30 protein-coding genes are annotated in these 24,735 nt (G+C 61.7%); 23 read left to right on the top strand and 7 right to left on the bottom strand.

Annotated elements, in window-relative coordinates:
* Positions 1-490 precede the first annotated feature (490 nt).
* Both FFS49_RS29625 and FFS49_RS29620 read left to right on the top strand, forming a co-directional pair.
* A complete protein-coding gene (locus FFS49_RS29625) occupies positions 491-1,636 on the top strand; it encodes a primase-helicase zinc-binding domain-containing protein (RefSeq protein WP_060092960.1) in 1,146 nt (381 codons plus the stop codon).
* A gap of 94 nt (positions 1,637-1,730) precedes the next feature.
* Complete coding sequence (locus tag FFS49_RS29620; RefSeq protein ID WP_041490331.1) at positions 1,731-1,955, top strand: hypothetical protein; 225 nt, start codon at positions 1,731-1,733, stop codon at positions 1,953-1,955.
* An 82-nt stretch (positions 1,956-2,037) separates the two neighbouring features.
* On the opposite strand, the gene FFS49_RS29615 is transcribed toward FFS49_RS29620, so the two are convergent.
* From FFS49_RS29615 to FFS49_RS29605, 4 genes are all read right to left on the bottom strand, one after another.
* Positions 2,038-2,277 (bottom strand): hypothetical protein, encoded by a 240-nt coding sequence (locus tag FFS49_RS29615; protein WP_060092958.1) that lies wholly within the window; start codon positions 2,275-2,277, stop codon positions 2,038-2,040.
* Positions 2,274-2,429, bottom strand: coding sequence for a hypothetical protein (locus FFS49_RS42150; RefSeq protein ID WP_171026856.1), 156 nt, complete (start codon positions 2,427-2,429; stop codon positions 2,274-2,276). Before FFS49_RS42150 ends, FFS49_RS29615 begins: the two co-directional genes overlap by 4 nt.
* A 99-nt stretch (positions 2,430-2,528) precedes the next feature.
* Positions 2,529-2,876, bottom strand: coding sequence for a hypothetical protein (locus FFS49_RS29610; protein WP_060092956.1), 348 nt, complete (start codon positions 2,874-2,876; stop codon positions 2,529-2,531).
* Entirely contained in the window at positions 2,873-3,895 is a 1,023-nt protein-coding gene (locus FFS49_RS29605; RefSeq protein WP_060092954.1) for a PRTRC system protein D, read from the bottom strand. Before FFS49_RS29605 ends, FFS49_RS29610 begins: the two co-directional genes overlap by 4 nt.
* A 1,137-nt stretch (positions 3,896-5,032) precedes the next feature.
* Here FFS49_RS29605 and FFS49_RS29600 point away from each other — a divergent pair.
* Positions 5,033-6,175: an integrase domain-containing protein gene (locus FFS49_RS29600; protein ID WP_060092952.1), complete on the top strand. Its 1,143-nt coding sequence runs from the start codon at positions 5,033-5,035 to the stop codon at positions 6,173-6,175.
* Positions 6,176-6,970: 795 nt separating this feature from the next.
* Here the strand turns inward: FFS49_RS29600 and FFS49_RS29590 are convergent.
* Both FFS49_RS29590 and FFS49_RS29585 read right to left on the bottom strand, forming a co-directional pair.
* On the bottom strand, positions 6,971-7,642 hold the full coding sequence (locus tag FFS49_RS29590) for a Lar family restriction alleviation protein (RefSeq protein WP_060092950.1): 672 nt from the start codon (positions 7,640-7,642) through the stop codon (positions 6,971-6,973).
* A 117-nt stretch (positions 7,643-7,759) separates the two neighbouring features.
* Positions 7,760-8,221, bottom strand: a complete 462-nt coding sequence (locus FFS49_RS29585) for a hypothetical protein (RefSeq protein WP_226285507.1) — start codon at positions 8,219-8,221, stop codon at positions 7,760-7,762.
* 121 nt (positions 8,222-8,342) lie between these two features.
* Here FFS49_RS29585 and FFS49_RS29580 point away from each other — a divergent pair, with 121 nt between their 5' ends.
* Positions 8,343-8,792, top strand: coding sequence for a hypothetical protein (locus tag FFS49_RS29580; protein ID WP_060092948.1), 450 nt, complete (start codon positions 8,343-8,345; stop codon positions 8,790-8,792).
* A gap of 54 nt (positions 8,793-8,846) precedes the next feature.
* On the opposite strand, the gene FFS49_RS29575 is transcribed toward FFS49_RS29580, so the two are convergent.
* Positions 8,847-9,167, bottom strand: coding sequence for a hypothetical protein (locus FFS49_RS29575; RefSeq protein WP_060092946.1), 321 nt, complete (start codon positions 9,165-9,167; stop codon positions 8,847-8,849).
* 630 nt (positions 9,168-9,797) lie between these two features.
* Between FFS49_RS29575 and FFS49_RS29570 the strand changes: the two genes are divergently transcribed.
* From FFS49_RS29570 to FFS49_RS29480, 19 genes are all read left to right on the top strand, one after another.
* Complete coding sequence (locus FFS49_RS29570; RefSeq protein ID WP_060092944.1) at positions 9,798-10,838, top strand: N-6 DNA methylase; 1,041 nt, start codon at positions 9,798-9,800, stop codon at positions 10,836-10,838.
* Positions 10,839-11,068: 230 nt separating this feature from the next.
* Positions 11,069-12,739 carry a PRTRC system ParB family protein gene (locus tag FFS49_RS29565; RefSeq protein ID WP_060092942.1) on the top strand — a complete coding sequence of 557 codons (1,671 nt, stop codon included), beginning with the start codon at positions 11,069-11,071 and terminating at the stop codon, positions 12,737-12,739.
* A 79-nt stretch (positions 12,740-12,818) separates the two neighbouring features.
* Positions 12,819-13,271, top strand: coding sequence for a PRTRC system protein E (locus FFS49_RS29560; protein WP_060092940.1), 453 nt, complete (start codon positions 12,819-12,821; stop codon positions 13,269-13,271).
* 11 nt (positions 13,272-13,282) lie between these two features.
* Positions 13,283-13,501, top strand: a complete 219-nt coding sequence (locus FFS49_RS29555; RefSeq protein ID WP_060092938.1) for a PRTRC system protein C — start codon at positions 13,283-13,285, stop codon at positions 13,499-13,501.
* A gap of 99 nt (positions 13,502-13,600) precedes the next feature.
* The gene (locus FFS49_RS29550; RefSeq protein ID WP_060092936.1) at positions 13,601-14,743 is read left to right on the top strand and encodes a PRTRC system protein F; all 1,143 of its coding nucleotides are present in this window, start codon (positions 13,601-13,603) and stop codon (positions 14,741-14,743) included.
* Between the two features lie 11 nt (positions 14,744-14,754).
* Positions 14,755-15,483, top strand: coding sequence for a PRTRC system protein B (locus FFS49_RS29545; protein ID WP_060092934.1), 729 nt, complete (start codon positions 14,755-14,757; stop codon positions 15,481-15,483).
* Complete coding sequence (locus FFS49_RS29540; protein ID WP_060092932.1) at positions 15,480-16,115, top strand: PRTRC system protein A; 636 nt, start codon at positions 15,480-15,482, stop codon at positions 16,113-16,115. Before FFS49_RS29545 ends, FFS49_RS29540 begins: the two co-directional genes overlap by 4 nt.
* Positions 16,115-16,933, top strand: coding sequence for a PRTRC system ThiF family protein (locus FFS49_RS29535; RefSeq protein ID WP_060092929.1), 819 nt, complete (start codon positions 16,115-16,117; stop codon positions 16,931-16,933). The genes FFS49_RS29540 and FFS49_RS29535 overlap by 1 nt, the downstream gene beginning before the upstream one ends.
* Positions 16,934-17,047: 114 nt before the next feature.
* Positions 17,048-18,268 (top strand): ISL3 family transposase, encoded by a 1,221-nt coding sequence (locus tag FFS49_RS29525; RefSeq protein ID WP_014723161.1) that lies wholly within the window; start codon positions 17,048-17,050, stop codon positions 18,266-18,268.
* 64 nt (positions 18,269-18,332) lie between these two features.
* Positions 18,333-18,605, top strand: coding sequence for a hypothetical protein (locus FFS49_RS29520; RefSeq protein ID WP_060091379.1), 273 nt, complete (start codon positions 18,333-18,335; stop codon positions 18,603-18,605).
* A gap of 270 nt (positions 18,606-18,875) precedes the next feature.
* Entirely contained in the window at positions 18,876-19,337 is a 462-nt protein-coding gene (locus FFS49_RS29515; protein ID WP_060091377.1) for a hypothetical protein, read from the top strand.
* A gap of 90 nt (positions 19,338-19,427) precedes the next feature.
* Positions 19,428-19,820: a hypothetical protein gene (locus tag FFS49_RS29510; protein ID WP_060091375.1), complete on the top strand. Its 393-nt coding sequence runs from the start codon at positions 19,428-19,430 to the stop codon at positions 19,818-19,820.
* 8 nt (positions 19,821-19,828) lie between these two features.
* The gene (locus tag FFS49_RS29505) at positions 19,829-20,302 is read left to right on the top strand and encodes a hypothetical protein (protein ID WP_060091373.1); all 474 of its coding nucleotides are present in this window, start codon (positions 19,829-19,831) and stop codon (positions 20,300-20,302) included.
* Positions 20,299-20,430 (top strand): hypothetical protein, encoded by a 132-nt coding sequence (locus FFS49_RS43000; protein ID WP_258181722.1) that lies wholly within the window; start codon positions 20,299-20,301, stop codon positions 20,428-20,430. Before FFS49_RS29505 ends, FFS49_RS43000 begins: the two co-directional genes overlap by 4 nt.
* Positions 20,431-20,518: 88 nt before the next feature.
* Positions 20,519-20,929, top strand: a complete 411-nt coding sequence (locus FFS49_RS29500; protein WP_060091401.1) for a hypothetical protein — start codon at positions 20,519-20,521, stop codon at positions 20,927-20,929.
* Positions 20,930-21,008: 79 nt separating this feature from the next.
* Positions 21,009-22,529 (top strand): hypothetical protein, encoded by a 1,521-nt coding sequence (locus FFS49_RS29495; protein ID WP_060091371.1) that lies wholly within the window; start codon positions 21,009-21,011, stop codon positions 22,527-22,529.
* Between the two features lie 14 nt (positions 22,530-22,543).
* Entirely contained in the window at positions 22,544-23,008 is a 465-nt protein-coding gene (locus tag FFS49_RS29490; protein WP_060091399.1) for a hypothetical protein, read from the top strand.
* 257 nt (positions 23,009-23,265) lie between these two features.
* Positions 23,266-23,511, top strand: coding sequence for a DUF3717 domain-containing protein (locus FFS49_RS29485; RefSeq protein WP_060091369.1), 246 nt, complete (start codon positions 23,266-23,268; stop codon positions 23,509-23,511).
* 117 nt (positions 23,512-23,628) lie between these two features.
* On the top strand, positions 23,629-24,657 hold the full coding sequence (locus FFS49_RS29480; protein ID WP_060091367.1) for an ATP-binding protein: 1,029 nt from the start codon (positions 23,629-23,631) through the stop codon (positions 24,655-24,657).
* Positions 24,658-24,735: the final 78 nt, after the last annotated feature.

Raw genomic sequence — 24,735 nt, 5'->3', positions numbered from 1 at the left:
TGAGCGCCACCCGCACAGAGCCCTGAAATACCGCTCGCCTCGCGAGTTCAGGCGTAATGCGGTGTCATCAACCTAACGGTGTCCGCGTGTCCTGAGTTACAGGGGCAACTCCATCACGCCTCCCGTTTCCTCTCACCTTCGCGTGTGATGTGCCTCGCGGCACGTCACACGCGGACATTCTTCTCCCCTCTGTTCATCCCACGATGTTGCTGAACCAAGCCGACGCGCTCGCGCGGCTTGGTTGAGCAAGCGTTTCCACGCCTGTCTCAGGCATCGACCAAAACCGCAATCCAAACAGGAGAGTGCCTATGAATGTGAAGTGGTTTCACCTTTTGCGCAGCGCAGTGCTCTCCATGTCACGTCGATTCGACGCGACTGCGGAGGGCGTGAGATGCGAGAGGGCGCTTGATCCACCGGTGGTGGCTGCCGCATCGATTGATGGGGCAGTTGCGTAGTACGTTTTTGCCAGAGCGCAAAAGGAGGCTGAATCATGCGAGAGCTGAAGAAGCTGGTTCTCGAGGACCTGAACTGGTCAAACATCTTTCCGCATTACCTCGACAGTCGTTATCTGGGGGATGCCAAGAAGCGTTGGTGGGCGTGCCCGCTGTGTGATGGCGAGGAAACGTTTCGGCTCTACCCGCCCGAGAAGGATCCGAGGGGCGGCTGGTACTGCGCCCGCTGTGCGAAGGGCGGCACGGGCGTGCAGCTCATCCATGAGGTAACAGGCAAGCCGTATCGCGAGATCTACTACGAACTCGAGACCGGCAACTATAACGGTGGCATTCCCGTCGAGGTGGCGCGCAAGGTGAAACCTGTCCCGGTCCGGCCTGAGAAAAGCGACGAGCAGAAGTGTCGCGAGATGCAGGTCGCATGGGATGGCGCAGGGCCCGTCACGGCGGAGTCGCCAGTATGGGCGTATCTGTCGACGCGGATTCCGGGGCTGCAGATCGAATGGATCGGCAAAGATGTGCGTTACCACCCCGGTATTGAGTACGTCGATGCATGGGGAAAGAAGCAGGGAAAGTTTCCCGTCATGCTGCTGCGTGCGCGTTCGCCGGCCGGGAAGCCGCGTCGCCTTCATCGAACCTACCTCACGGCCGATGGCACGAAGGTTCCCTTTCTGACGAAGAAAGGGAAGCAGCGAGCGAAGCTCGAGATGAGCGCGCCGGACGGAAGTTTTGGTTCGTCGGTCCTGCTCAACACGACACGGTCGCGGACCCTCGCGCTGGTCGAGGGTTCGGAGACGGGGTTCGCGGTGATCGCGCGGTATCAGAATCGCATTGAGGTTCGCAGCCTGCTGAACTGCGGCGGCCTCGAGCGTGCGGATATCCGTTGGGGCGATTACGACCACGTGATCATCTACGCTGACCGTGACCGGATCGATGCGCGCCACGGGTATCGGCCGGGCGAGCATCACGCCAATATCCTGGCCGATCGCCTTCGTAGTCTGGGAAAGCGCGTCTCGATCGTCCGTTCGGTGGTGGAAGGTGCGGATTTCTGCGATGTGTGGGCTCAGCAGTACAAGCGCAGGACGCAACGTTATGAGCGGGCGCGAGAGAGACGGGCGATGCGCGATGAAGCGCGTCGGCGGAATCTCGCGCTCGCGGATGGAAGCAAAGTGTGCCGTGTAGTTTGACCTGAACGCCGGCGATCGCTGGCATTGCCTTGTTTGCCCGGTGGGGATACGTCCCCGCCGGGGCCGTATTGCGCCGGGCCTCATTCGGAGACTGATGATGGCCTTTCGTATGTTGCTGGGAGAGTTCGAGATCGTCGCAACCACGGGTGCGGCGAATGGCGGGCAGCCGACGGTGCTGTCGAAAGCGCAAGCGTTCGACGTCATCGACCGGAAATGTGAGGGCGAGGCCCGCTACGTGTTGCGGGACGAGCCGTTCGAACCGGCTGTGGACTTCTGTATGGCATGGCTCGCGCAAAAGGCGGCCAGTCGTAGGCATTGAACTTGAAGCGAAGCGGCTCACCATTTGGTGAGCCGCTTTTTTTTCGTCCGTCGATTCTGCATCGGCAACGGCCTTCCGGAGCCTATAGCACGATCCGGAGGACGAACAGGAAGAGCTTATAGGCGCCGGACGCCCACACCGCGCCAATCGCTCCGACGATGAGAAACGGCTCGGCCAGACTGCCATAGTGACGCGCATGCAGAACGATGCCGAAGAGCCAGACGAAGGCGAAGGCGTATGTGAGGATGAAGCGTCGGACCAGGAACGGCAGGCGCTTGTACAACCGATGCGCCGCCGAGGCGATCGCAGTGACCTTGTTCATTGGTGGTCTCCAGAAACATGTTCCAGCTTAGCCAGACCCGCGAAGAAGTATTCGACCGCGACGCGCATTGCAACAAAGCTGAGCCAAAGGTACGGCGACGACAGCTTGTGGATCAGCTCGCCGTGGCGAATCCAGTCGATGAGTTCCAGCATGGTGTGTGTCCTCTATGCACCGGTGCATAGCGCGATATGCGCCATGAACACCGGTGTTATGTATCCATCTTCGCAGCGGTGCGGCGAAGTCAAGTTCAGCTAGTAGAACGCCGAGAACTGATCGGCGATCGCTGACGTGTCGTGCCCGTTGTCGGTCGGCAGTGGTTCGGATCCGCGGACGCGCGCCGCGACGTCGACCGCGCCAGTCGGTCCCGTGTTACGTCCGTGCTGGGTGACGTTATCCGACCCGACGGCAGCGGGGTGATCCAGCGCATCGGCCTCGCGCGCGGCAGGCGGCTCGACGACCGTGCCGCGGCAAGCCGCTTCGGCAAGCGTGCGCAACAGCGCAGCCCGCGCTCGCGGGGACTCGACGGCCGACAGGCGCGCAAAAAGTAACGGGCAGGTTACGTCATCGATGACCACCTTCATCGGGAATTTCGCGTTCATGCTTTTGCGGTCTCACGAGTGCGTTCCCGCGCGAGGCCGGCCTCCCCGACGATCAGGAAGCCTTTCGCATTGGCGAGGCAGGGCGTATCGATCACTTCGATATGAACGCGTGGAAACGCCCTTCGGATGACGGCCGCATACAACGCCGCACCTCCACCACACAGAATGATGGAGCGAACGTTCGTGAGTTGGCCGACATTGTTTTGAATCTCCTTCACGACCGCAGCGATGATGGGTTGCGACCGCTCCAGATACGGATCGAGATCGATATCCGAGCCGTAGAAGAAGAAAGTCGTCCGCTCGCGCAATGCCTTGTCGATACGTTCGAGGTCATCGACCTGCTCACCCTGGTCGCGCGAGATCAGCCCCGCGATGCGCTGGTAGATCTGCGAAGCGCCGCCCGGAATACCGCCGCTACGCTTGTCGTCCATCGTGAAGCCGTTCGCGTACACCCAGTCGGTGGTGAAGTAGCCGACATCGATGACCAGGTGTGCGCTGTCTCGGCCGAACTCGTTCTGCCGGTTGCCCGACGCCGCGACCAGCGAACCGAGCGGCTGCGGGATCACGACCACCTTGTCGACGGTCGCGCGCGATGTGCCAAAGTCGAGCTCTCCCGCGAAGCGCTCCTTAAGTTCGTTGGAGTACTTCTGCATGTTGTGGACGGGCAGACCCAGCACCAGTCGCTCGACGTGCGTCACGCCGGCAAAGCGGATCGCGCCCGCAAGCAGGGCCGCGTAGTTGTTCGACAGCACGAAGTCATTGGACAGTGCGCGGCCGGTATTGCCGTACGCGGCCGTTAGCGAGACATCTGGGCCGACTTCGTACTCGACGTCGTCAATTACGATTGAGGCGATCTTCCGTGAGGCGAGCACACCCTCACCAAAGTTGGACAGGGTGCGGCTCGCGGCAAGTGGGGCGAGCGACGGGAACATGCCGGTCGCGATCGCGCCGTTTGCAGCACGGTGAGCGTACTTGGTATTGCCATAGCCGACATCGACGGCGAAGACGGAAGTTTTCACAAGGACTCCATATGGTAGAAATTGGTCGCCAAGCGGCATGTGCCACTTATCTGACACTTAAATGTCACTTCGATCCTTGCGAGATTGATCGGCATCGGAAAGTGACACTTATCTATCAGTTAAGTGTCACTTTGTGCCGAAGCGGCGGGTACCGAACGGCAAGTGACACTTATCTGTCAGATCGTGCTGAATCCAGTCTATCGAGCGATGCGCAAAGTCAAGTTGCGCAAAGCGCGCCGGTTCCCGTCAGCTTTCGATCGGCGAGCCGGCGCAAATCGCTCTATTCTTCTTCTTACCTACCGCGTCATCGACGCATCGAAACCGAGTGCAAGGCACTCGCTCATCCTCTTGGCCCGCAATGGGCGTCAAAAAGCAGTCAAGTGTTCGGGCCGCAAAACGAGGCGGCCTTTTTCTGAATCAGATCAAGTACACAGCGGTCCACAGTGAGGACCGCTGGACAGTGCGATATCCATACGATCGGCGACGGTTTGTCGCCACAGGACACCATGAGGACAAGTGGAGACCCGGACACCGGACGCTCTACGAGCGCTCTTGCAAGTCTGAACACGCCCTTTCAGCGATCGATGCTGGGTGCACTCAGGAAGCCCGATACACCGCGGCCGACGTGAGTGTGCTTGGGGGCGGGGGAAATCATGCGACCGGCAAAGGCCCGGTATCGCGATTCCCTGACAGGGAGAAAAAAACGGTCTGAGCCACCGTACCCGAAAGGTCTCAACAGGAATTACCCGGCATTCGGTGCGGCGTGCGCATTCGCGAAAGCAGCGGGTGTCGCGACGTGAGCGGGCGTGCTTGCAGGGTAGCCACGAAGCTGTACCCGCGCGGAGCTTCTCCGCGCAGCGCGACCGATGAGGGGCGCACGAATGACGACGTCTTGCGAAGCGCGGGGCGAGTTGTTCAGGCAGCAGGTTGGACAGTCGGCGTGCATGCACTTCCCATGCACCGGGCTGATCGGATGGAAATCGCTAAAGGACTGGAAGACGCAAGACCGAGCCGGCGGAATCCGGCGAAGCGGGATGAGCCGCAACGTGTTCGGGGACGGCGTCAGGTAGGGGCGTCGCGAACGCGCTGCGGTAACGAATCAACGAAGGTGCGGCGTGGGCCGCAAGGAGCAAATGCGTGGCTGTGATCCTCAACGTTCGAGCGGTTGTGGGCCGCTATCGGCTGTCGCCCGAATTTCGCGATGCGTTGCTGGTGCTTTTCGATCAGCACGTTGCGGACATCCATAGCACGACACGCATTAGCACGCGGGCGCTCTCGATCAGGACGCAGGAAAACCGCGCGGCCGCTCTTTGTAAGGCGTTCGTTGAGCTGCGCGAAGGCGGCTTCGCATTGCAGAGCCCGTGGTCGCTGAAGGAAAAGCACGTGAAGTATCTCATCACGCGATGGGTCGATGCGGGGCAGTCAGGTGGTCGGATCGAGAACAAGCTCACCTACCTGCGGGCAATCGCACTGTGGATGGGCAAGACCAATCTGGTCGGTACGCTCGGCGATTACGTGGACCGGCAAGGCGCTGGCCTGGTGCGCAGCTACGTGGCGACTGAGGACAAGTCGTGGGTGGCGCATGATGTGGACGCTGTAGCGAAGATCGATGAAGTCGCGTCGACCTGTCCGTATACCGCTGTGCAGCTCAAGCTGCAGGCAGCATTCGGATTGCGGGTCGAGGAGAGTTTCTTGCTGCGGCCGCTCGAGGCGGTGCGCAATCCGCAGACGCTGGCCGTTACACGTGGCACGAAGGGCGGGCGCCCGCGTGAAGTGCCGATCGAGCGGAAGATCTCGATTCTGGAAGAGGCGGCTCGGCTCAGTAACGGTTCATCGGGGTCGACGATTCCGGCCGGCCGCACGCTCAAGCAGTGGCGGGACTGGTACTACTACGTTCTCGGCAAGCATGGGGTGACGAAGAACGGGCTAGGGATTACGAGCCATGGTCTGCGCCACGAATACCTGCAGACGCTATACGAGCAGGTCGCTGAGGTCCCGGCGCCAGTCAAGGGGGCGTCGGTCCGGCCGGATCCCCAGGCGCACGAAGAGGCGAAGCGCCGCGTGGTGGCGGCCGCCGGGCATAGCCGCGAATCGAAGGCGAATGCGTACCTGTCGACGTTCGCGCGGCAGGAGGCAATGCGTAAGCAACTGCCCACTGTGGATGCGGTTGAGGCCGCATTGCGGACCGCCGCCGGCAACAAGAGCCATGCAGCGGCAGCACTCGGGATTTCGAGGCAAGCGCTCTATCGATTGCTCGCGTCGACTCAGAATCGGAAGTAGGCGCTGAAGCGTGCAGCGTTCGGCAGAATCGCTGCACGTCGAAATGAGGGGTGAAATAGAGCGTGTTATGCCCGCTGCGCCGATGGCACGTTCGGTAAGATGGACTTGTCTCTCAGGTTCTAGCTCGGCCCTCGGATATGGCTAGAACTCTTTTCAAGCCGGCTTGCGCCGGCTTTTTTTTGGCTCATCGCGGATTTCCGGGGGGCACACGGGAGGAACATCGGCGTTTGGCGAGCGCAGGTCAATCCGTTGAAGGCCGGAAATCGCAGACTACGACGCGCGTCCTGCGCTTAAGCGTGTCGCGCGGGAGGCGTCACCGACGCGGGCTCTCTTAACCGCTTCGCAAATAGCTAGGCGGTGCTGGATGAAGTTACGAAGCGTTGCATTCATCAGACTGAGGAGCGCATCACTCACGACTGTATCGAGCCCCGCCGCCCTCTGACGTTCCACTCGGTCTTGCTGAGCTGAAATGAGGTAGACGGCGTTGCGGAGATGGTCGTTGGCGCTGCGTAGATGGGCCTCTTCATCGGCGAGCGTTAGCATGGGAACTCCCTTCCGAAGCGCCCTCGGCCGGAAATGGCTCTGCAGCGATACGTGGGGCTATTGTGCGCCTGCGGTGCAGAAGTGCGGATTCATCGCAATGCGGCGGGTCAGCGGCCGGTCAATTTAGACAGTTGCGCCGTGCATCTTTCCCACACGCGTTGAGCAACGGTTGCGACCCGGGGTTCATTTCGTGAACGCTGCCTTTGGCTAGCAGGCAACGACGTCCACGGAAATCTACGAAGAACCTTTTTTTCACCAGCGATCCCGATCGGGCATCGCGTCGACGGCCATCGCGATCCGGTCTTCGAACAAGAAGTCCCTGTGTTCGGAAGGCGACGAAATTTTCGGGAACTGCACATAGTCGTGCCCGTCGATTTCCACCCACTTTGCGAGCTGGACGAGCTTCCGGTATCGCGCGGCGTCTTCGAGCACCGGGGAGATCGGCCACGTGTCGATGGTGACGACGGCAGCGTCGACGATGCGTTGCGCGAGGATCTTGAACACGGGGCCGAGCGTGGCCCAGTCGCCCTCGGCACGAGACAAGAGGTCGAGGACCAGCTGCGCATCGCATGCGCCGAGCTCGCGTTCGATCAGTGTTTGCAGATCGCTTTCGCCCGCCTTCGGCCGGCTCAGGCGCCGGTTCCACGTTTGCGCGCAGCGCGTCTTGGCCGCGATCTCGTCATCGCCGATCGGCTCCCACTGCGTCGACAATCCGCAGCCTGTGCAGTGGATGCAGACGAGCTTCTCGGTCAGCGGCGCTTCGGGCGGGCGCGGCAGCACGTCTCCCAGACATGGCGGCCCGCCAAAACGACCGAACTGGCTGAAATCAAACGCGTGGTTCTCCGGGCAATCGATCAGCCGTTGCGACCGCCCGATCGTGGCCCGCCCTCCACAGTGGTCGCAGGGATAAAGCTGCTCCAACATTTGTAATATGAAAATAAGGTCGTGACCGGCGCATTATTGCCGCTTTTATGTGACAGACAAAGGGGAAATAAACAGAGATTGTCCCCAATTAGATTCACGACTCGGTAACTTGCGCTGTCAGGCAGTTGTCGGGGACCAGACGACCGTGCTGCGCGCGGCCGCTTCGACGCGCTTCAGATACCGGAGATAGTCGTCGCTATCGTGTCGGTTAACGGTTGTCGGAATGACGATCACGGTGCGATCGTCGCTGGGCGAGCGAGTGAAAATCCTGCGCATCGACTCCGGCCGGTCGACGATCCAGAAATTCCACTGACGGACAAAATGCCACCAGGTGCGCGCCCGCTCCAGCTCGGCCCACGTCGCACTGAATTCCAGCACCGCGCCGAGGTTCGTGAAGAACGTGCATCGAATGCCGTCATCGTCGGCAGCCGCGACCACTACCTGGCGGCCACGCGAAATCGAGCCGGCTTCGCGGCATGCCATCGACAGCGCGGGGAAGCGCGGCGCCCAGTCGTGTGAACGGGAGACTGCGCGATCGAGAAAGAGAGATTTGCCTTGCATATCGGCCTCCATTGGCATTGAGCATGCATCCATCTTGCCGATCGCAGACCAATGTCAAGATCCGTCGCCGCCAATCGGCTAAAGCGTGCGCTGCCGGATGCCGTAATCACTGGACATTACAAACGCCTGAGCCTCCTACATGAAGCCAAAGTCCGCGATTCGATCCAAGTCCGATCTGTTGCCGATCCCTGCCGCGGATCGTGACGGAATCGCGCTCGAGTGCTATCTCGCGCTGAGCACGCTGCGGGCCGGTCAGGGCGATCGCCATACGCTGGCTGTGCTGACCCATGCGCTTGTCGCGGCACACTTTCTGTTGGAGGCGAGGGTAGGTGACGGAAGCGAGAGCCGGGCGACGTTTGCGGCAGCGCAGGATGCGATCAACGAAATCGACGCGGATGCGGTGATCGCTGGACGATGTGCGGTGACAACGGAATCCTCGGCGGCCGCGATCGGCGGTTTGCTGGCGCTCTACGATCGGCAGCTGAGGCGGGCGCCGCGCGCGACGGTGGCCCGGATCGTTGCGAAGGTGAATGCATTTTGGTGTGAATCGTCCGGGGCGCCGAGCATGCAGGAGCGGCTCGCGGCCTAGGCAGAACAATGACGGCGCGAATGTTCCATTCGACGACCGGAGTCTCCTCGCGCATCACGCATTGGGCTTAGCCACTTCGGATGGGCGGTATTCTCGACCGGTCGCCTTCTCGGTCAGAAACCATTGGCCACTCGACAGGCGGGTGACGTGGCAAAAAGGGAAACGTTGTTCCATCAGCATCTTCTCATTGGCGTCACGTTGGTCGCGCCACTGTCCAATCAGTCGAAGAATTTCCCCGATCGCCCACCCGCAGGCGAACAATCCCGCCAATGCGCATGCGCAGATCATTCTGGTGCGTGGGCTGAGCCGAGTGAAGACCATCGCAAGGTCGACGGTTAGCATGGCGATGATTGAGACGGGAACGAGACGTTGCATGATGGTTAAGGGCTCGGATTGGAGGTTTCCCGAATGCAAGCCGGCAGGCGCGAGGAACCGCCGGACTAATGGAACGTGATTACCCCCTCAGAATGAAATGCTGGGGCAATGGCCGTCAGTTCGATTGTGGCCAGTGGGCATCACGTGCTCAGTCGGAAAGCCACTTCAATTCGGTTAGCTTTCCCGCGACCGCCATAGCGTCCGTCAACCGGTCGTCTAATCTGGAAAAGCTATACGTTTTTCTCGAGCTTTCCGGGTTTGCCCCTTCAACCGGTTGAGCCGGATGGCGTCTTGCCTAAAAAATGTGCAGGGAGCGCTCCGTCCAGCCCGGTGCGGTCTTCCGGGACTTTTCCACAACCTTGTTCAGGGAAATTGTGAGTATCTTGCTCGCCTTGCACTACGCACGGCTGGCAAAAGCTCCTGCGATATCCACCCCATTGCCCGGCCAGTGATGGGCGACCGCGCGATACGATTCTTCCACCTACCGCGTCATTGACGCATCGACCTGAGTCTGCCGCCGGCGGCCTCCCATATCACCCAGACGGGACCACTCCCGTCGGGCGTGCTCTCCCGTTCATCCCTGGAGAGCATCATGTCCCAATTGCATATCGGCGCCTGCGAGGTGCTTGCATGAGCCGCAAGAGCGCAGAACGCAAGCACGACCAGACCGCAGATCCGTATCAGCGCGAGTTTGTGCAAATGATCAAGGCGTTCTCGTACGGCCAGCACACGCATACCGTGTTTGCCGACTTCGTCGAGTTGGCCGCGCTGTCGATCAGCAACAGCGTCGATCGCACGCAGTTCGAGGCGCGCGAGAAGCGCTATCTAGAAATCGTTGGGAAGTACGAGCGCGAAGACGTCGAGCGGTTTCCCCGCATGCTTGGCGCGCTGACGCTGTCATTCGAGCATCGGATGCAGGTGTTGAAGAAAGCCGGGGCGCACGCCGTACCTGTCTTTGATGGTATGGCTGACGTTCTTGGCGAAACCTATATGATGCTGGAGCTGGGGAACGCCCGGGCCGGGCAGTTCTTCACCCCGTACCACGTGTCGCGCCTGATGGCGATGCTGATGACCGGTGACGGCCAACCGCACATCCAGCAGCACGGATTCCTGCGGATGCGGGAACCGGCGTGCGGTGCCGGCGGCATGGTCGTCGCGACGGCCGAGTCGCTCGCGGCCGCTGGTCACAACTATCAGCAGACGATGCATGCGACCTGCGTGGACATCGACCCGGTCTGCGTCCACATGACCTATTTGCAGCTGTCGTTGCTGCATATTCCCGCGATCGTCGTGCATGGCAACACGCTCACCGGCGAGGTATGGGGTGTTTGGTGTACGCCGGCTCACATCATGGGCGGTTGGCGATGGAAACTGCGCCGACGCGAGCGCGAGCTCTCCACGGCGGCGCTCGCTATCGAGGCGTCGACAGCGGACACCCCGCCGGCGGAAGACGTGTCCGAGCCGGAGCCGGTGGTTACCGATACGATCGAGTCATGCGTGTCGGGACCTTTGGTGGATGACGAAGTCGGCGACATCGCCGTTGCCGAGCCAGAGGTGATCGCTCAATCCATGAACGATCCGACGTCGATCTCCGAGCTGTTCGAGGCTGCTGTCGTGCAGACCAGTCACGCCGCGATCTTTGCGGCGATCGACCAGATGACCTTGTTTTAGCGACAGTCTCCTGAACCCGGCCCGATCTTTATGATCGGGCCTTTTTTTCGAAAGCTAGGCTGAAATTCAGCGCTTTCCTGACGCTCGTCCGTTATTCGAGCGGTATCGTTGTCCCATCTATCGCGTCTCTGACGCATCGACCCCGCCGGCTACGCTGGCAATCATTGCTTATCAACCCCATCGGGAACCACTCCCGACAGGGGGCAGGTTCCCACTCTGGAGAACCTGTCATGCAACACGCCAATCTTCAACAACCCACCATTCCACTCGGTCGCATCGTCCTCGGTCCGAACCCTCGAACCTACTTCGATGATGCGGAGATGGAAGAAATGCGGGCCTCCGTGCGCGCACGCGGCGTCGACACTCCGGTGCTCGTGCGTCCGCTCGACGACGATACATTTCAGCTGATCGCCGGCGGACGCAGGTACAAGGCCGCGATGGAAGTTCACGGTGAGACCTATGCCATGCCGGTCTCGATCAAGTATGTCGATGAGATCGAGGCACAGGAAATCGCGCTGGTGGAGAATATCCAGCGCGCGGACATGTCGCCTGGCGAAGAGGCGGTCGAGGCGGCCAAGATGGTCGGCCGCTACAAGGGCGACCGGGAAGAGGCCGCCCGCCGCATCGGCTGGAGCCTTCAGACGCTCAATAGCCGTCTTGCCCTCATGAACTGCAGCGTGAGCGTGCTGGAAGCGCTCAATACGCGGAAGATCATCCTCGGCCACGCCGAGCTGCTCGCCGCAATCTCGAAAGAGAATCAAGACAAGGTCCTGCCCGTCATCGTCGCCGAGAAGCGGTCGGTCGCCGATGTGAAGAAGCTGGTCGAGTCGGTGTCGTGCTCGCTGAACGCAGCGATCTTCGACAAGGGAGAGTGCACCAGCTGCCCGCACAACTCGTCGACGCAGTCTGCATTGTTCGGTGAGTCGATTGCGGATGGTAACTGCACCAACCGCACCTGCTACAACGAGAAGACCGAGAAACAACTCGAAGCAACGGCCGCGGGCCTGCGCGACGAGTTCCCCCTCGTTCGTATCGTGCGCGCGGGCGACAACCATACCCGCGTGCAGATTGCGGTCGATGGTCCAAACGGTGTGGGCGAAGATCAGGCGAAGGCCTGTCACTCGTGCCAGAACTATGGCGCCGCGGTGAGCGCGTTGCCGGATTCGATCGGCAAGGTGTTTCGCGGTCAATGCTTCGATACCGTGTGCAACATGAAGAAGGTTGCGGCACGGATTCAAGCGGCGAAGGCGGCGAATCAGTCAGCGGCAACCGCGAAAGCCGGGGCCGCGCCCGAGAAGGGCGCCGCAAAGGCGGGCGGCTCGAAGTCCGAACCGGCAGCCGTCACGGTCGTCGCGGAATCCGACAAGGTGAAGCAATACCGTGTCGCCGTCTGGCGCAAGGCGCTTCGTCGCGATATCGGGGCGAACGGCATGCTCGCACGTCAGTACCTGATCGCGATCGTCCTGGCTGGATACGCCCGGCAGATCAAGGATGACACCTTCCGGCTCGTGTTCGAGAAGATGACCGACGAGAAGGTGCCGTCTGGCGATCTCGCGAAGGCGGTCGATCTGGTGCAAGCGACAAGCGAGCAGCAACAGGCGGATCTCGTGACCGGCATGTTGCTTTCCGCGATCGAAGGGCTCGACGTGTCGTACCTGACGCAGCTTTGCAAGCAACACAAGCTGGATCTGGCGAAGCACTGGAAGCTCGACAAGACCTTCCTCGAGCTGTTGACGAAGGCCGAGATGATGGTCGTGGCCGACGAAATCGGGCTGCGTATCGCAATGGGCGACGACTTCAAGAAGGTGTTCTCGAAGTCGAAGTCGGAAGTGGTCGAGGCGCTGCTCAACGTCAGCGGTTTCGACTACGCCGGCAAGATCCCGAAGGTCCTCAAGTTCTGACATGCGGGGCGGCCATGCGCCGTTCCCGCCTTCATTTGCGCCGCCATCGTGCGGCGCTTTTCATTTTCCGGAGACTTTCATGTTTCAAGCACTCGAACCGCTGATCCGTTCGGCTGAGAAGTTGACGCTGTCACTCGCGATGGACGGCGACAACGTCGTGGTGTTCCTGACGCCGCAAGGCGGCAAGGACGCCACGCTGCGTCAACCGCTCATCCTGAAGGCGACGGCTGCGGAGTTGGATGAAGGGTTCGCCGCGGCGGTCACCTCCTACTCGACGGCACACAAGTCGCTCGAGGAGCAGGTAGCGGCAACGAACGCGATCCTGGACGAGCAGAAGGCGACGCAGGTGACGAAGGCGCAGAAGGCCCTGACCAAGGGTTCGAAGGTGCCGGCGGCCGGCGTAGCAAGCGGTGCGCAAGACGAGGATGACGACAGCGACGATGACGGCAATCAACCGGCACCGTCCGCGCCGCAGGCCTCGGTTGCCGAGTCGAAGCCGGCCGGCACCGATCTCGCGTCCTTGCTTGATTAAGGAGCTATCTCATGTCGATCAGCATCGCAGCAGTTGTTCGTGAATTCCTCTACAACGGCATGGCCTTGATGGATCCCGGCGCGGCGTTCTCGCCCGATCAGGTGCGGGATCTGTACACCGCCCAGTATCCGGAGCTGACGACGGCCGCCGTCGACGGCCCGCAAATCAAGGGCGAGGTCATGTCTTACACGTTCGTTCGCGCGGCGGGTGCCAAAGGCGCCTATGCGTAAGGACGCTCTACTCAAGGCCCTGTCCGATCCGGATGGTGGCTTCAACAAACAGGAGCCGGCCGAAAGGCCGGTTTTTTTATATGACGAGGAAATGCGGAAATGTTCTTCGATCCTGCACTCCCTGATTCAAGCATCGCAGCTGGCTCGGCCGCGCGCTGGCAACCGCCACGCGCTGCCCCTGCCCGACGTCGACCTGCCGCTGATCTTCTGACGCTTCCGTCGTTCTCGACGGAGGTGCCGCAGGCGGTTCGGTTGAAGTGGCGTGAAGACGTGAACCTGTCCGATTTGGTCCTGAAGCATTTCCAGTACGGGCCGTTACGCGCAGGCGATGCTCATGATCCGGCCGACGCCGGCGACGCGTTCCAGCAGGCGTTTCATGCGTGGACGCGACGCCAGCTTGGGCAGTTTTCCCGGCTGCGATTCACGCCGCATCTGTTCGACGCGCATGCGGTTCGTGATGTTCTCGATGGCCTCGGTAACGGGAACAACGATGAGGATCCGACGCCGCTATTTTTCGGGTTCGGTCTTGAAGACGAGTGGGTCTACTCGCTTGAAGAGGCGATCGAGACACTGCGGTCGGCCCACCCGTTGCTCTTCCGGACGGTGATGGCCACGGTGTATCGCGCATCGGCCCGGACGATGTTCATCCGCCTGCCTGACTGGTTCATATACGAATTTTCGTGCTGGTACTGGGACGCCGATCCGAACATTTCAGACAAGGATGCGGACGAAGCGCTGAAGGAACGCTTCGAGGACGACACCGAAACCCGTGCAGCGTATCTGCCTTCGGTTGTTCGGCCGGCGCTTTGCCCGGACGACGCTGATCCGTGTGTGTTTAGCGGCGGTAAGTGGCGTGATCGGCGCGCCCTGACGGACCCGGAGCTGGTGCGGCTTCGCGCTCGCAGCAGGGGCATGCCTCGGCGCGTATGCACCCAGGTTCTCAACCTCCGTGCGCTGATGCGCCGTAGCCGAACGCGAGATCTGTTTCACGTGAGCTACGACACAAATCCTGTCTATGGAATTTGTTCGGTGATCGTCGAGGACAACGAGTTTGTTGGCGACCTTCTCGACCATCACTTTGACGGTGCCGCTCAATGCGGGGATGCGACGACCTACAGCGGGTTCTCCCGGCTGGCGTCGACCCCGAAGGCTATCCGCCGCCAGTACGCCGATCTGGCACTGGCGTTTCGAATTCTCACTCACCTCGACCGGCTTCTTGCGCTGGTGAGCCAACCTACTTAAAGGAGTGTGTTATGTCTGGTATCTCGGCCGGCAGAACTGGCTCTGATGTCGCGTTGTCGCAAGCGCTGTTGCTCTATACCGGCAAGGATGGTGCGCATTTTGCGACAGCCCACGCTGTCATCGCTGACCGCCAAAGCGGTCGACCCGTCATTGGCGCCGGTCGTCCGCTTGACCGGAAGGTGCTTCTTCAAACGCTTCAGCATCTCGCCGAACACGTCGCCCCGCGGGCGGAGTTTTTGCCGGCGACGGTGCTCGGGGTTTCGCCGGAAGCAGTCACTTGGTGGTGTCCGCCAGCGATGCGACGGGTGTTCTTCGAATGCGAGAACCTCGGTAAGCGAAGCGCCGTGGTTCCGCATCCCGGGCTGGTGTTCCAGGCCTCGAATCAGGGCTTTTGCGTGTTTGCGGTGGCATGCAGCGATCGCCCCGTACGCGAGACGCCGCTGTTCGAGCCGCCGTACTTCAACACCTGGGACATGGGTCGGATCTGCATCGGCAGTGCTCAGGTTCCGAAGCGTGTGGATGTGGCGTCGATCGATGGCTGGGAAGCCGGGTTCTTCGATTCGGCCTTCACGCATCCGAACGCAGGCGGCAAACGGATCGAGTACAAGGATGGCGAGTACGCGTTCTGGCGCGACATGCTCGACGGCAAGTTCGGTGAGGCGTTTCCGCTCAATGCGCTGGTGCCGATGAAACGAACGCTCGAGCAGCTGGTCAACGGCAAATTCGGGAGGGGCGCATGAACCCGCTCGATACCGTTCTCCAGCAGTCGTTCCCGTCGGTGATGGTTCCGTCGCGGGAGGCCGTTGCCCCCATGACGCGTCCGGGTGAGCGCCTGCTCATCGCATCGGATGGCGTCTATCTCGAAGTCCTGCGTCCCTGGGTGCGCGTGGTGCGTCGCCTCGCGCAATACGCAGTCTCGACCGCTGTCCCGTACGGGAAGGTCGAAGAGACGACGGCGCTCTTGTGCGGGCAGATTCCGGCCGCGCTCGTCGCTCAGTTTCATGCGATGGCCCGGGCGGCGTTGCCAAACGAGGTCGGCGCGTGGATTGTCTGGAACAGCGTGACCAGTGAGTTTCGCATCGTTGCGTTGCCATCGTTGTCGCACGGGCCGGGGCATCTGCTCTATGAGCGGCCGCGACTGGCAGACGGCGAATGGCTGGTGGTGGATTGCCATTCCCATGGCACGGGCCCGGCGTTCTTCTCGCGCACGGACAACCAGGATGACCAGCATGACGTGAAGTTTGCGCTCGTGCTGGGCCATTGCGATCGTACGCCGTCCGTCGCGCTGCGGCTTTGCGCGAAGGGAATCTTCGAGAAGTTCGAACGCGCGCCCGAGTCGTGGGCAGCCGCGCTGATGATGGAGGTGGTGTGATGAACGAGGCGATTACGCACAGTATTCCGGTCGACATGATCCGCCGGCCCTGGCGTGTTGTGGTGGTTGGAGCCGGCGGAACCGGGAGCGCATTTCTTCCGAGTCTCGCGCGGCTGCATCACGCCATGATCGAGCTCGGCCACCCTGGCGGGATCGAGTGCACGGTGTACGACGACGACACGGTCAGCGAAACGAATGTCGGGCGGCAGGGGTTCTATCCGAATGACGTCGGGCATTACAAGGCGCTGCTGCTCGTGAATCGGCTCAACAACCTGATGGGTACCAACTGGGTCGCGGAGCCGCGGCGTGTCGATTCGTCGGTGCGGATCGTCGCCGACATCGTGGTGGGGTGCGTCGACTCACGTCGCGCGCGACACGCCATCGTGCAGTCAGCGAAGCGGGGGAGTTGTCGTTACTACCTCGACTGCGGCAATGAGACGGATCGTGGCCAGATCATTCTCGGGGAGTTCGGCAAGGCCCGGCACGACCGGTTGCCCCACGTGGGCGATCTGTTCCCGGAACTGCTGAACGCCAAGAACGACAAGGCTGACGACACTCCGTCCTGCTCGATGGCCGATGCGCTGCGCAAGCAGTCTCTGGTCATCAATCAGGCGATCTCGGTGCAGGCGTACAACCTGCTCTGGACGCTGTATCGGACGGGGTCGCTCAAGTATTCGGGCAGCTTTGTGAACCTGGAGACAGGCCGAACCAGCCCGATACCGATCGATCCCGCCGCGTGGGCACGCTTCGGCTACGAGGCGCCCGCGCCGAAAAAGCCGAAGGCTCGCAAGAGCCGGAAGTCGACGGCAGCAGTTTGACTTGGCCGCCTCGTTTCGAGGCGGCTTTTTTTCGGTTCATCGTAGGAAACCGTGGAGGGTTTTAGAGCGATTGCGTAACCTGACGCCTGACTTTAAGGACGTCAGGAGAAGCAATTGCTCGATCGCAAGGCACTTCAGGCACTGGGCTGCTGGACGGGTTACCGGTTGGAGCGTGTGGAATGGCCGGAAGGCGACGGCCGCACGCTGTCGCTGTATTTGAAGCCGATCAGCAAGGTCATGTATTGCGAGCAATGTGGTGCACGCTGCCAGCAAATCCACGAGACAACGGTTCGCCGGGTGCGTGACCTGCCGTTGTTCGAATACCGGGTGGTGCTGCACGTTCCGCGCCGCCGAGTCTGGTGTGAACGCTGCGGCGGCCCGCGACTGGAGAAGCTGGCGTGGCTGGGCCGCTACCAGCGAGTGACGGAGCGCTTCGCCAAGGCCTGCGAGAAGCTGCTGCAAGCGGCCAGCGTGCAGGCCGTGGCGGCCTTCTACGACCTGGGCTGGCACACGGTCAAATCGATCGACAAGATGCGTCTGCGGGCGCGTGTGCGCGAGCCCGACTGGTCAACGATCCGCTATCTGGCGATGGACGAGTTCGCGCTGCATAAAGGCCATCGCTACGCCACGGTGGTGGTCGAGCCGATGAGCCGGCAGGTGCTCTGGATCGGACAGGGCCGCTCGCGCGAGACTGCCCGTGCCTTCTTCGAGCAGCTTCCCGAAGGCGTTGCCAAGCGTATTGAAGCGGTGGCGATCGACATGACCACGGCGTATGAACTCGAAATCAGGGAACAGTGTCCGCAGGCGGAGATCGTCTTCGACCTGTACCACGTCGTGGCCAAGTACGGCCGCGAAGTGATAGATCGGGTGCGAGTGGACCAGGCCAATCAACTCCGACATGACAAGCCGGCCCGCAAAGTTCTGAAGTCCAGCCGCTGGTTGTTGCTGCGCAACCGCCACAACCTCAAGCCAGATCAGGCCGTGCACCTGAAGGAGTTGCTGGCGGCCAATCAGTCGCTGTTATGCGTCTACGTGTTACGCGACGAGCTCAAGCGGCTCTGGTTCTATCAGAAGCCAGCCTGGGCGCAAAAGGCTTGGGAACAATGGTTCGAGCAGGCTCAGCAAAGCGGGATCGCCGCCCTGCAAAAGTTCGCCGAGCGCTTGCAGGGCTACTGGCACGGAATCGTGACTCGCTGCCGCCATCCGCTCAATACCAGCGTCGTCGAAGGCATCAACAACACCATCAAGGTCATCAAGCGTCGGGCTTACGGGTACCGTGACGATGAATACTTCTTCCTCAAGATCCGCGCCGCCTTCCCCGGTAATCCTCGATGAACCTTTTTTTCATCCGACGGGTGGTAGCCCGTCGGGCGCTACCCAAGTTCGAGGAGCATTACTCATGGGACGCTCGGGTACCGAGACCGTTCGGGACGTTGATTTGCCGCATGCGGTGATCCGCTTCAAGCGTGCGATACAGTTTCCGCGGTTCAGCATGGCCGAAGGGGAGCGATGGGGGTTCGTCGTTTACGGTAAGACGGCGGACCGAATCGCCGCGATCAAGGCAGGTGATCGATTCGATTTTGCAGGTGGCCAGTGTCTTGCCATCGATGTCGACATCATCTACGAAGGGCCGGGCAATCTCGATTTCAGCCGGGCCGCAGGATACATCTAGCCGGGATCACATTTTTCTGATACCAGCGCCTCCCGAGTGATCGGGAGGCGCTTTTTTTCGTCCCGAGGAAAGCGGGGCGGTTTTCGCAACGATTTCGGCGCGCGGCGCTGGCGCACAGTCCTACACTGATCTTGTTTCTCGCGCTTGGGCGCATCGACCTAGTCGCACCGGCTCCGGCCGTGCGCATTTCTTTTACCGACAACGTGTCGGCTTCCCCGTCAGGGCAATTTCCCTGACGGGCGATTGCCCTCTTTTTTTGAGGCAATCGTCATGTTCAAGCTTCTCATCTCTATCCTGCTGCTTGCGTTCTTGACGGCGTGTGCGTCGTACGACTTCGGTTCGCCCGATGTCTACCAGCGTTACGACGTACAGCACGCAGGAGCGATCGAGGCGGCCACGGTCGTCAGCGTTCGCACCATCACGATCGACAGCGGCTCCGATAACTCAGGCCTGTCATCGCTGCTCAGCGCGGGCGTGAGCGCTTTTCTCGGCTCGCGCACGATCGGCGGCGGTAACGGCCGCTATATCGCCGGTGCCATCGCCGGCGCGAGTGCCGGCTTTATCACCCAGAAGGTGTCGGCGGTCCTGCAGCGTCACGCAGGCGTCGAGATCGTTGTCCGTACCGGCGCCGGCCGAGTGCTGGTCGTCGTGCAAACGGACGACCAGCGTTTCACCACGGGCGACCGTGTGATGCTGGTCAGCAGCAATTCCGGGCTGCGCGTCACGCGCTGAGCCCATTTTCGAGTCCGGCGATTGCCGGCTTTCCCATGAATAGCGAGGCACTCCGAAAGGAGGCCTCGCTTTTTTTGTTTCGAGGGCAAGATGTTCAAGGTACCGAAGGTTCTCTTCGCCGATCGGCGCGCGGCTGGCGCTGCCTCCGACGCGGCGCTGACGCACCATGCGACGCGAATGCTGCATCGCGTCGCGCGTGATTTACGGTTGCGCGCGGGCGAGCATGAGGTGGTGGCGGAACCGGCGAAAGCAGGCCGTGGCTGCCGTGTCACCCTGCGCACCAACAGGATGATGCTCGAGGTCGCGGATACGGCTTCGCGCCAGCGGGTCGCGATGTCGTTCCGCACGCGGCGCGGACACCGTGACCTGTCGGGTGGCGGCGATAACGCCGTAGCGCTCGGGCAGCTTGACACGGACGAGGACTACCAGGCGTTGCTTGGGGGCTTGCGACTCGTACATGGCCTCGATAGCGATCGACGATAGGAGGCGCGATGCAATTCGTTGAGGTTTGCATCGAGTTTCCCTCGGGGACGACCATCATCGATCGCGGGTCGTATGACGATCAGCTGGGCATGGTCTATGTATCGTCCCGCGTCCGTGCCTGCCTGGCAGTCGCGCAGGAAAGCGAATCTCCACCGGAGATTACTGCGTCATGGGACGGGTACGAGGCCAAGCTGATTCACTCGACGGGCGACAGCTTCGCGGTCGTCTCGGTGGTGCCGCCGGCCGCCGCGCCGCGGTCCCGATTGGGAGCGCGCCTCGTCCGGGCGTCCTGGACGAAGGACCAGCGGCAGCAGTTTGGACGGTTTTGCCATACGCTCACGGTCTCGTCGATCGTGGGCGCCGTCGGCTACGTCCACGCCATCTCTGAATTCTCGATCTGGGCCGCGATGAACGTTGCTGCCCTGGTTGTGATCGGTGTGATAACGTACGTTATCGGCATGGATTCCATGAACGGAGAATGAATATGTACTTCGGTCCTGTTGCACTGCTTCTGACGCTGGTGTTCTGCGGCTACGGCATCGTCGCATGCGAACGCGGTCGCAAGGCGGAGCGCGAACAACGTCGTTCTCTGCGTCACCACACGCATTAAATCGAACTGACGGTCGCCCATCGGGCCGGCCGCCTTCCTATCAAGGGCTGCACCTTACGGTGTGGCCCTTTTTTATTTTGAGGTTTCCATGTCTGAAGTATTGGAGAAGCCGGGATTGCTGGCGGTGGGGGAAACCGCGCTGCTGGGCAAGACTATCGAAGAGGTCGCGCGATACATTAAGCGAGCATTACTGGCGGCCGGCCTCGAGCCAGAATGGGTCAGCGCTGCAAACGTGACGCCTTGTTTACACGAGGCAGTCTTCGGTGCGAGGGATACGTCGTACTGGCCGATCGCTTGCCAGCCTCGGCGACGCAATTCCGTGTCGGTCCGGCGTGATCGGTCGGAAGGATGGAGGGTCACCATCGACACCGTGTGGTTTCAAGACGACAGTAGTGGCGGCCACATGCGAACACAACCGCTCATTTGCATTCATACGCTGACGCGCTCCGACGGCTGGGCCGTTGCAGCGGTGGTTTCGAACCTACTCGATATCGCCTGAGGCTTCACGCTTACTTTTTCCCAATCCGGGGCAACCGCCCTGGATGGGACGGTTGCTCTTTTTTCAAGGACAACCATTCATGTACACGATTCACACGCCCAACGAAGTGATTCACGTCGATACGCTCGCGCACGTGTTCCACGTGTTCTTCCACGACGCGACCTTGTCAGCGTACGAAACGCAGGAAATCACGTTGATGCACGGTGTGACGCCGGTGCCGATTCTGCGTTACAACGGCATCTTGACAGTCCGCCAACCGGGTACCGCGCACGCGATCTTCACCTCGCTCTTTACCGAGCTTCGAGACCGCTGGTTCAGCAAGGACGGCAAGGCGCTGCAGCCCTGGCAGATCACGCGCAAGCGCTGGGAGATTTTCCAGTTCGTGTTCGAGCTCGCGTCGAGGCCAGCGTGGCTGCTGTCCGGTGACCAGCTCGAGGCGGAGGTAGAGGCAGCACGAGCCGCTGGCCACCGCTTTCACTTGGGCGATGTCTGCGACCGGGTCGCTGAGACGCTGTTCGGCTACACCTCGCAAGGGCCGCAGCTCTCCCTCTCGGGTGGGGTCAACGGCCGGCACGAGGTCCATGTCGCCCATGCGCTCTTTCGGGATCTGCCGATCCCGGACACGGTGCTCGCAGACTACCGCGGCGACACCAAGCACTTCCGGTACGACCTGCAGTGGTTCCCGGTTCTCCTCGACGTGCCGGCTCTTCGCAACTCGCTTCCGTACGGCGTCATGCAGGACGCGGTGTCGATCTTCCGGCACGAAAAACGGTTGATCGACGCCGAGCTCGGCGCCGATATCGTCGCGGCGCTGAAGTCTGCGCCGGCTGACATCACGTACACCGACGTTGACGACCGACTGTTCGCCGCAGGCGTCGTGCACAAGCCGAGTCTTCCGGAGCAATACCAACATCCGGTGGATGTCGGCACCGCCGTGTCGTCCGTTGCCGAACGGTTGCGTGAGCTGATCGCGGATGCCCTCCTGAAGAAGAAGCTGGACAGGCTCGAAGCCGACCGCCAGAAAGGGTTGATTTCGCAGCGGCACTATGACCTGCAGACTGCCATGGCGACGCTGGATCGAGGGCGTACGACCTTCGAATGGCCGAACCAGTTCGCAGCCGCTGTCGAAGCCCGCGACGTTAGCATCCTGCTGACAGTCCTGAATCACCCTGATGGCTGGAACGACCACAGCAAGCAGGTGCTTCGCGAGCAGTTTGGACTGTCGTTGCGCGGATTGAACGCTGCCCGCCGGCGGCGCGAGATCTTCGCGTTTTGTGGGTACGATGAGGCGGCACAAGCCGAGTGGGAGGCAAAGCAGGACGCCGCCCGAGCACAGCGGCGTGCGCAAGAGGCCGCGAATGACGCCAAGGCGAAGGCAGAGCGTGCGCGGTATCGCACGCCCGACAATGCGGTGATCACGGGCGTCGAGCACGTCGATCGCGCGATCGCTGACGGGTATTCCGAGATCCGCAGCTTTCGCCATGGTGCGGCGACGCGCTACGCATTGGCCAAGCCCGGTTCGACCGAGGGGCGAACGCTCCACGCGAAGAACGGTACGCTGGACTATGCGCGTTCCCGACTGACGCCACTCGCGGCTTGATCGAGAAGCACAACATGCGATTCGATCGAGCCCCGCGGTACGAGGACTACATCTGGACCAGTCGAAAGGAGCAAGCGTTCCTGAATCGGCACAAGCGTGTCGCGCGGAAGCTCGCGCGCGACTGCCCGCTGTTCGCAGACCAGCTTGCCCCGGCGCCTGAAACGGACATCGAAGCGGAGAAGGCGCTGCGGATCGCCAGAGCCCGCGAGGGCGAGCAGCGAATGCGCGACCGCGACGCAAGCGTTTGGCGAAAGGGGCGCGCGTTGTATTTCGCGTGCGATCCGGCGATGCGTGCGCAAATCATGGCCGAGTGGCGAGTGTGGCCGGGGCCGGCGAAGCCCCAGTACTTCATCTACGTCGTCGAGAAGCACAACGGGGTAGGCGATGAGCGAACGCGCAGGATGCGCGAGAGAGAAGCCGAGATCCGTGCGAAGGTCCCTCCGATGTTGAATAGCCAAGGCGATCTGCTTGTGACATGAGGGCCGGAGCTTTCAGCCAATTACGAACAACCGGCGCCTCGTGCGCCGGTTTTTTTTCGTCCAATCGCGGCGTGGCACATCCAAAGCCGCTCGCTTTTCCCGACCTTTTCGGCCAGCGTGTGGCGCCCGGACGCCTACACTGGCTTTACTTACCGCGTCATCGACGCATCGAACCCGCCGCGAAGCGGCCTTTTCCTGCCCCAGGGGATCACGTCCCGCAGGGCGTCGTTCACGGGGCGACACTTTCGAGGTCACCCATGAACCCACTCGACGCATCAACCCGTCTCGCACCGGACGTCGTCTCGCTCGCCGAGATCGAAGGCGCGATCAACGTGTGGCGCAATCGCTCGCCGGCGCCGGTCGGCCCCGACGAGCTGCTCGTACTTTGCCCGGAAGCCCGCGTGCTCGCGGATGTCTACGGCGTGATGATCGTGACGCGCGCGAAATGCGTGCCGCGGTCGTCGTTGACGGAAAAGCAGGCAGCCGCGCTCGCGCGCGCTTAAGCATCAAACGGCGTCTTCGGACGCATCGACACGCCGCATCGCGGCATTTCCAATCGCCCCGCAGGGTCACGTCCCTGCCGGGCGCGATCCCGTGGGGCTTTCTTTTCGAGGAACCCCATGAAACTCTCTCCCGCACAGCTCACCGAGCTGCTCAGCATCTACATTCCGCAGCGCTTTCCGGTGCTGATCAGTGGCCGGCCGGGCATCGGCAAGTCCGACATCGTCGAAGCCGCTGCGGCCGCGACCGATCATGAGTTGCTCATTAGCCACCCGGTGGTCGAAGACCCGACGGACTCGAAGGGCCTGCCGTTCCCGTCCCCGGATGGCGAACGTGCGCGCTTCCTGCCGTTCGGCGATCTCGAGCGCGCATTGAGCGCGCGTCGGCCGCTGCTCTGGTTTCTCGACGATCTCGGGCAGGCGTCTCCCGCCGTGCAGGCCGCAAAGATGCAGTTGCTGCTCGCCCGTCGTATCGGCGAGCACAAGCTGCCGGATCAGGTGACGTTCGTCGCAGCTACCAACCGGCGCGGCGATAACGCCGGTGTGGCCGGGATTCTCGATCCGGTGATTTCGCGTTTTGCGGCGGTTGTCGAGCTCGAGCCGACGATCAACGACTGGACGCGTTGGGCGGTTGCACACAACGTGCCGCCGGAGCTGATCGCATTTCTCCGGTTCCGGCCGGATCTGCTGTCGGTCGTCAAAACGAGCCGCGACATCGAGGCATCGCCGAGCCCGCGCAGTTGGGGCTTCGTTGCCAAGGTGTTCCCATCAGTTCCCGCGCACCTGCTGACCCATGCGCTCAGCAGTGCCGTGGGCGAGGGTGCGGCGGCGGAGTTCGTCAGCTTTCTCTCCATCTACCGAGCGCTGCCGTCGGTCGACGCGATTCTGATGAACCCCGATCTCGGGCCCATTCCGGAGGAGCCGAGCGTGCTGTATGCGCTGTCGACGGCGCTTGCCTGCCAGGCCGGCGAAGGCAACTTCGAGCGCGTTCTGCGGTACGCGGATCGGCTCGTCAACGCCGGCCACCGCGAATTCACGGCAGTCCTGGTGCGCGACGCGACCGTGCGCAATCCGCAGCTGCAGAGCCATCCCGCCTTCGTCCGTGCGCAAGCCGGGGAGATTGGCAAGATCATCCGCGGCGAAGACTGATCGCCATCTACCTTCCATCGCAGTTCCTGTTGCCACGGCCCGCTCACGCGCCGTGGCTTTTTTCGCCTCATCCATTCT

The sequence above is a fragment of the Burkholderia sp. 4NA327C6 genome (genome assembly GCF_005502655.1).
GTDB lineage: Bacteria > Pseudomonadota > Gammaproteobacteria > Burkholderiales > Burkholderiaceae > Burkholderia > Burkholderia contaminans.
The sequence above is the reverse complement of the archived record's forward strand: the minus strand, read 5'-3'. Positions and strand labels throughout refer to the sequence as shown.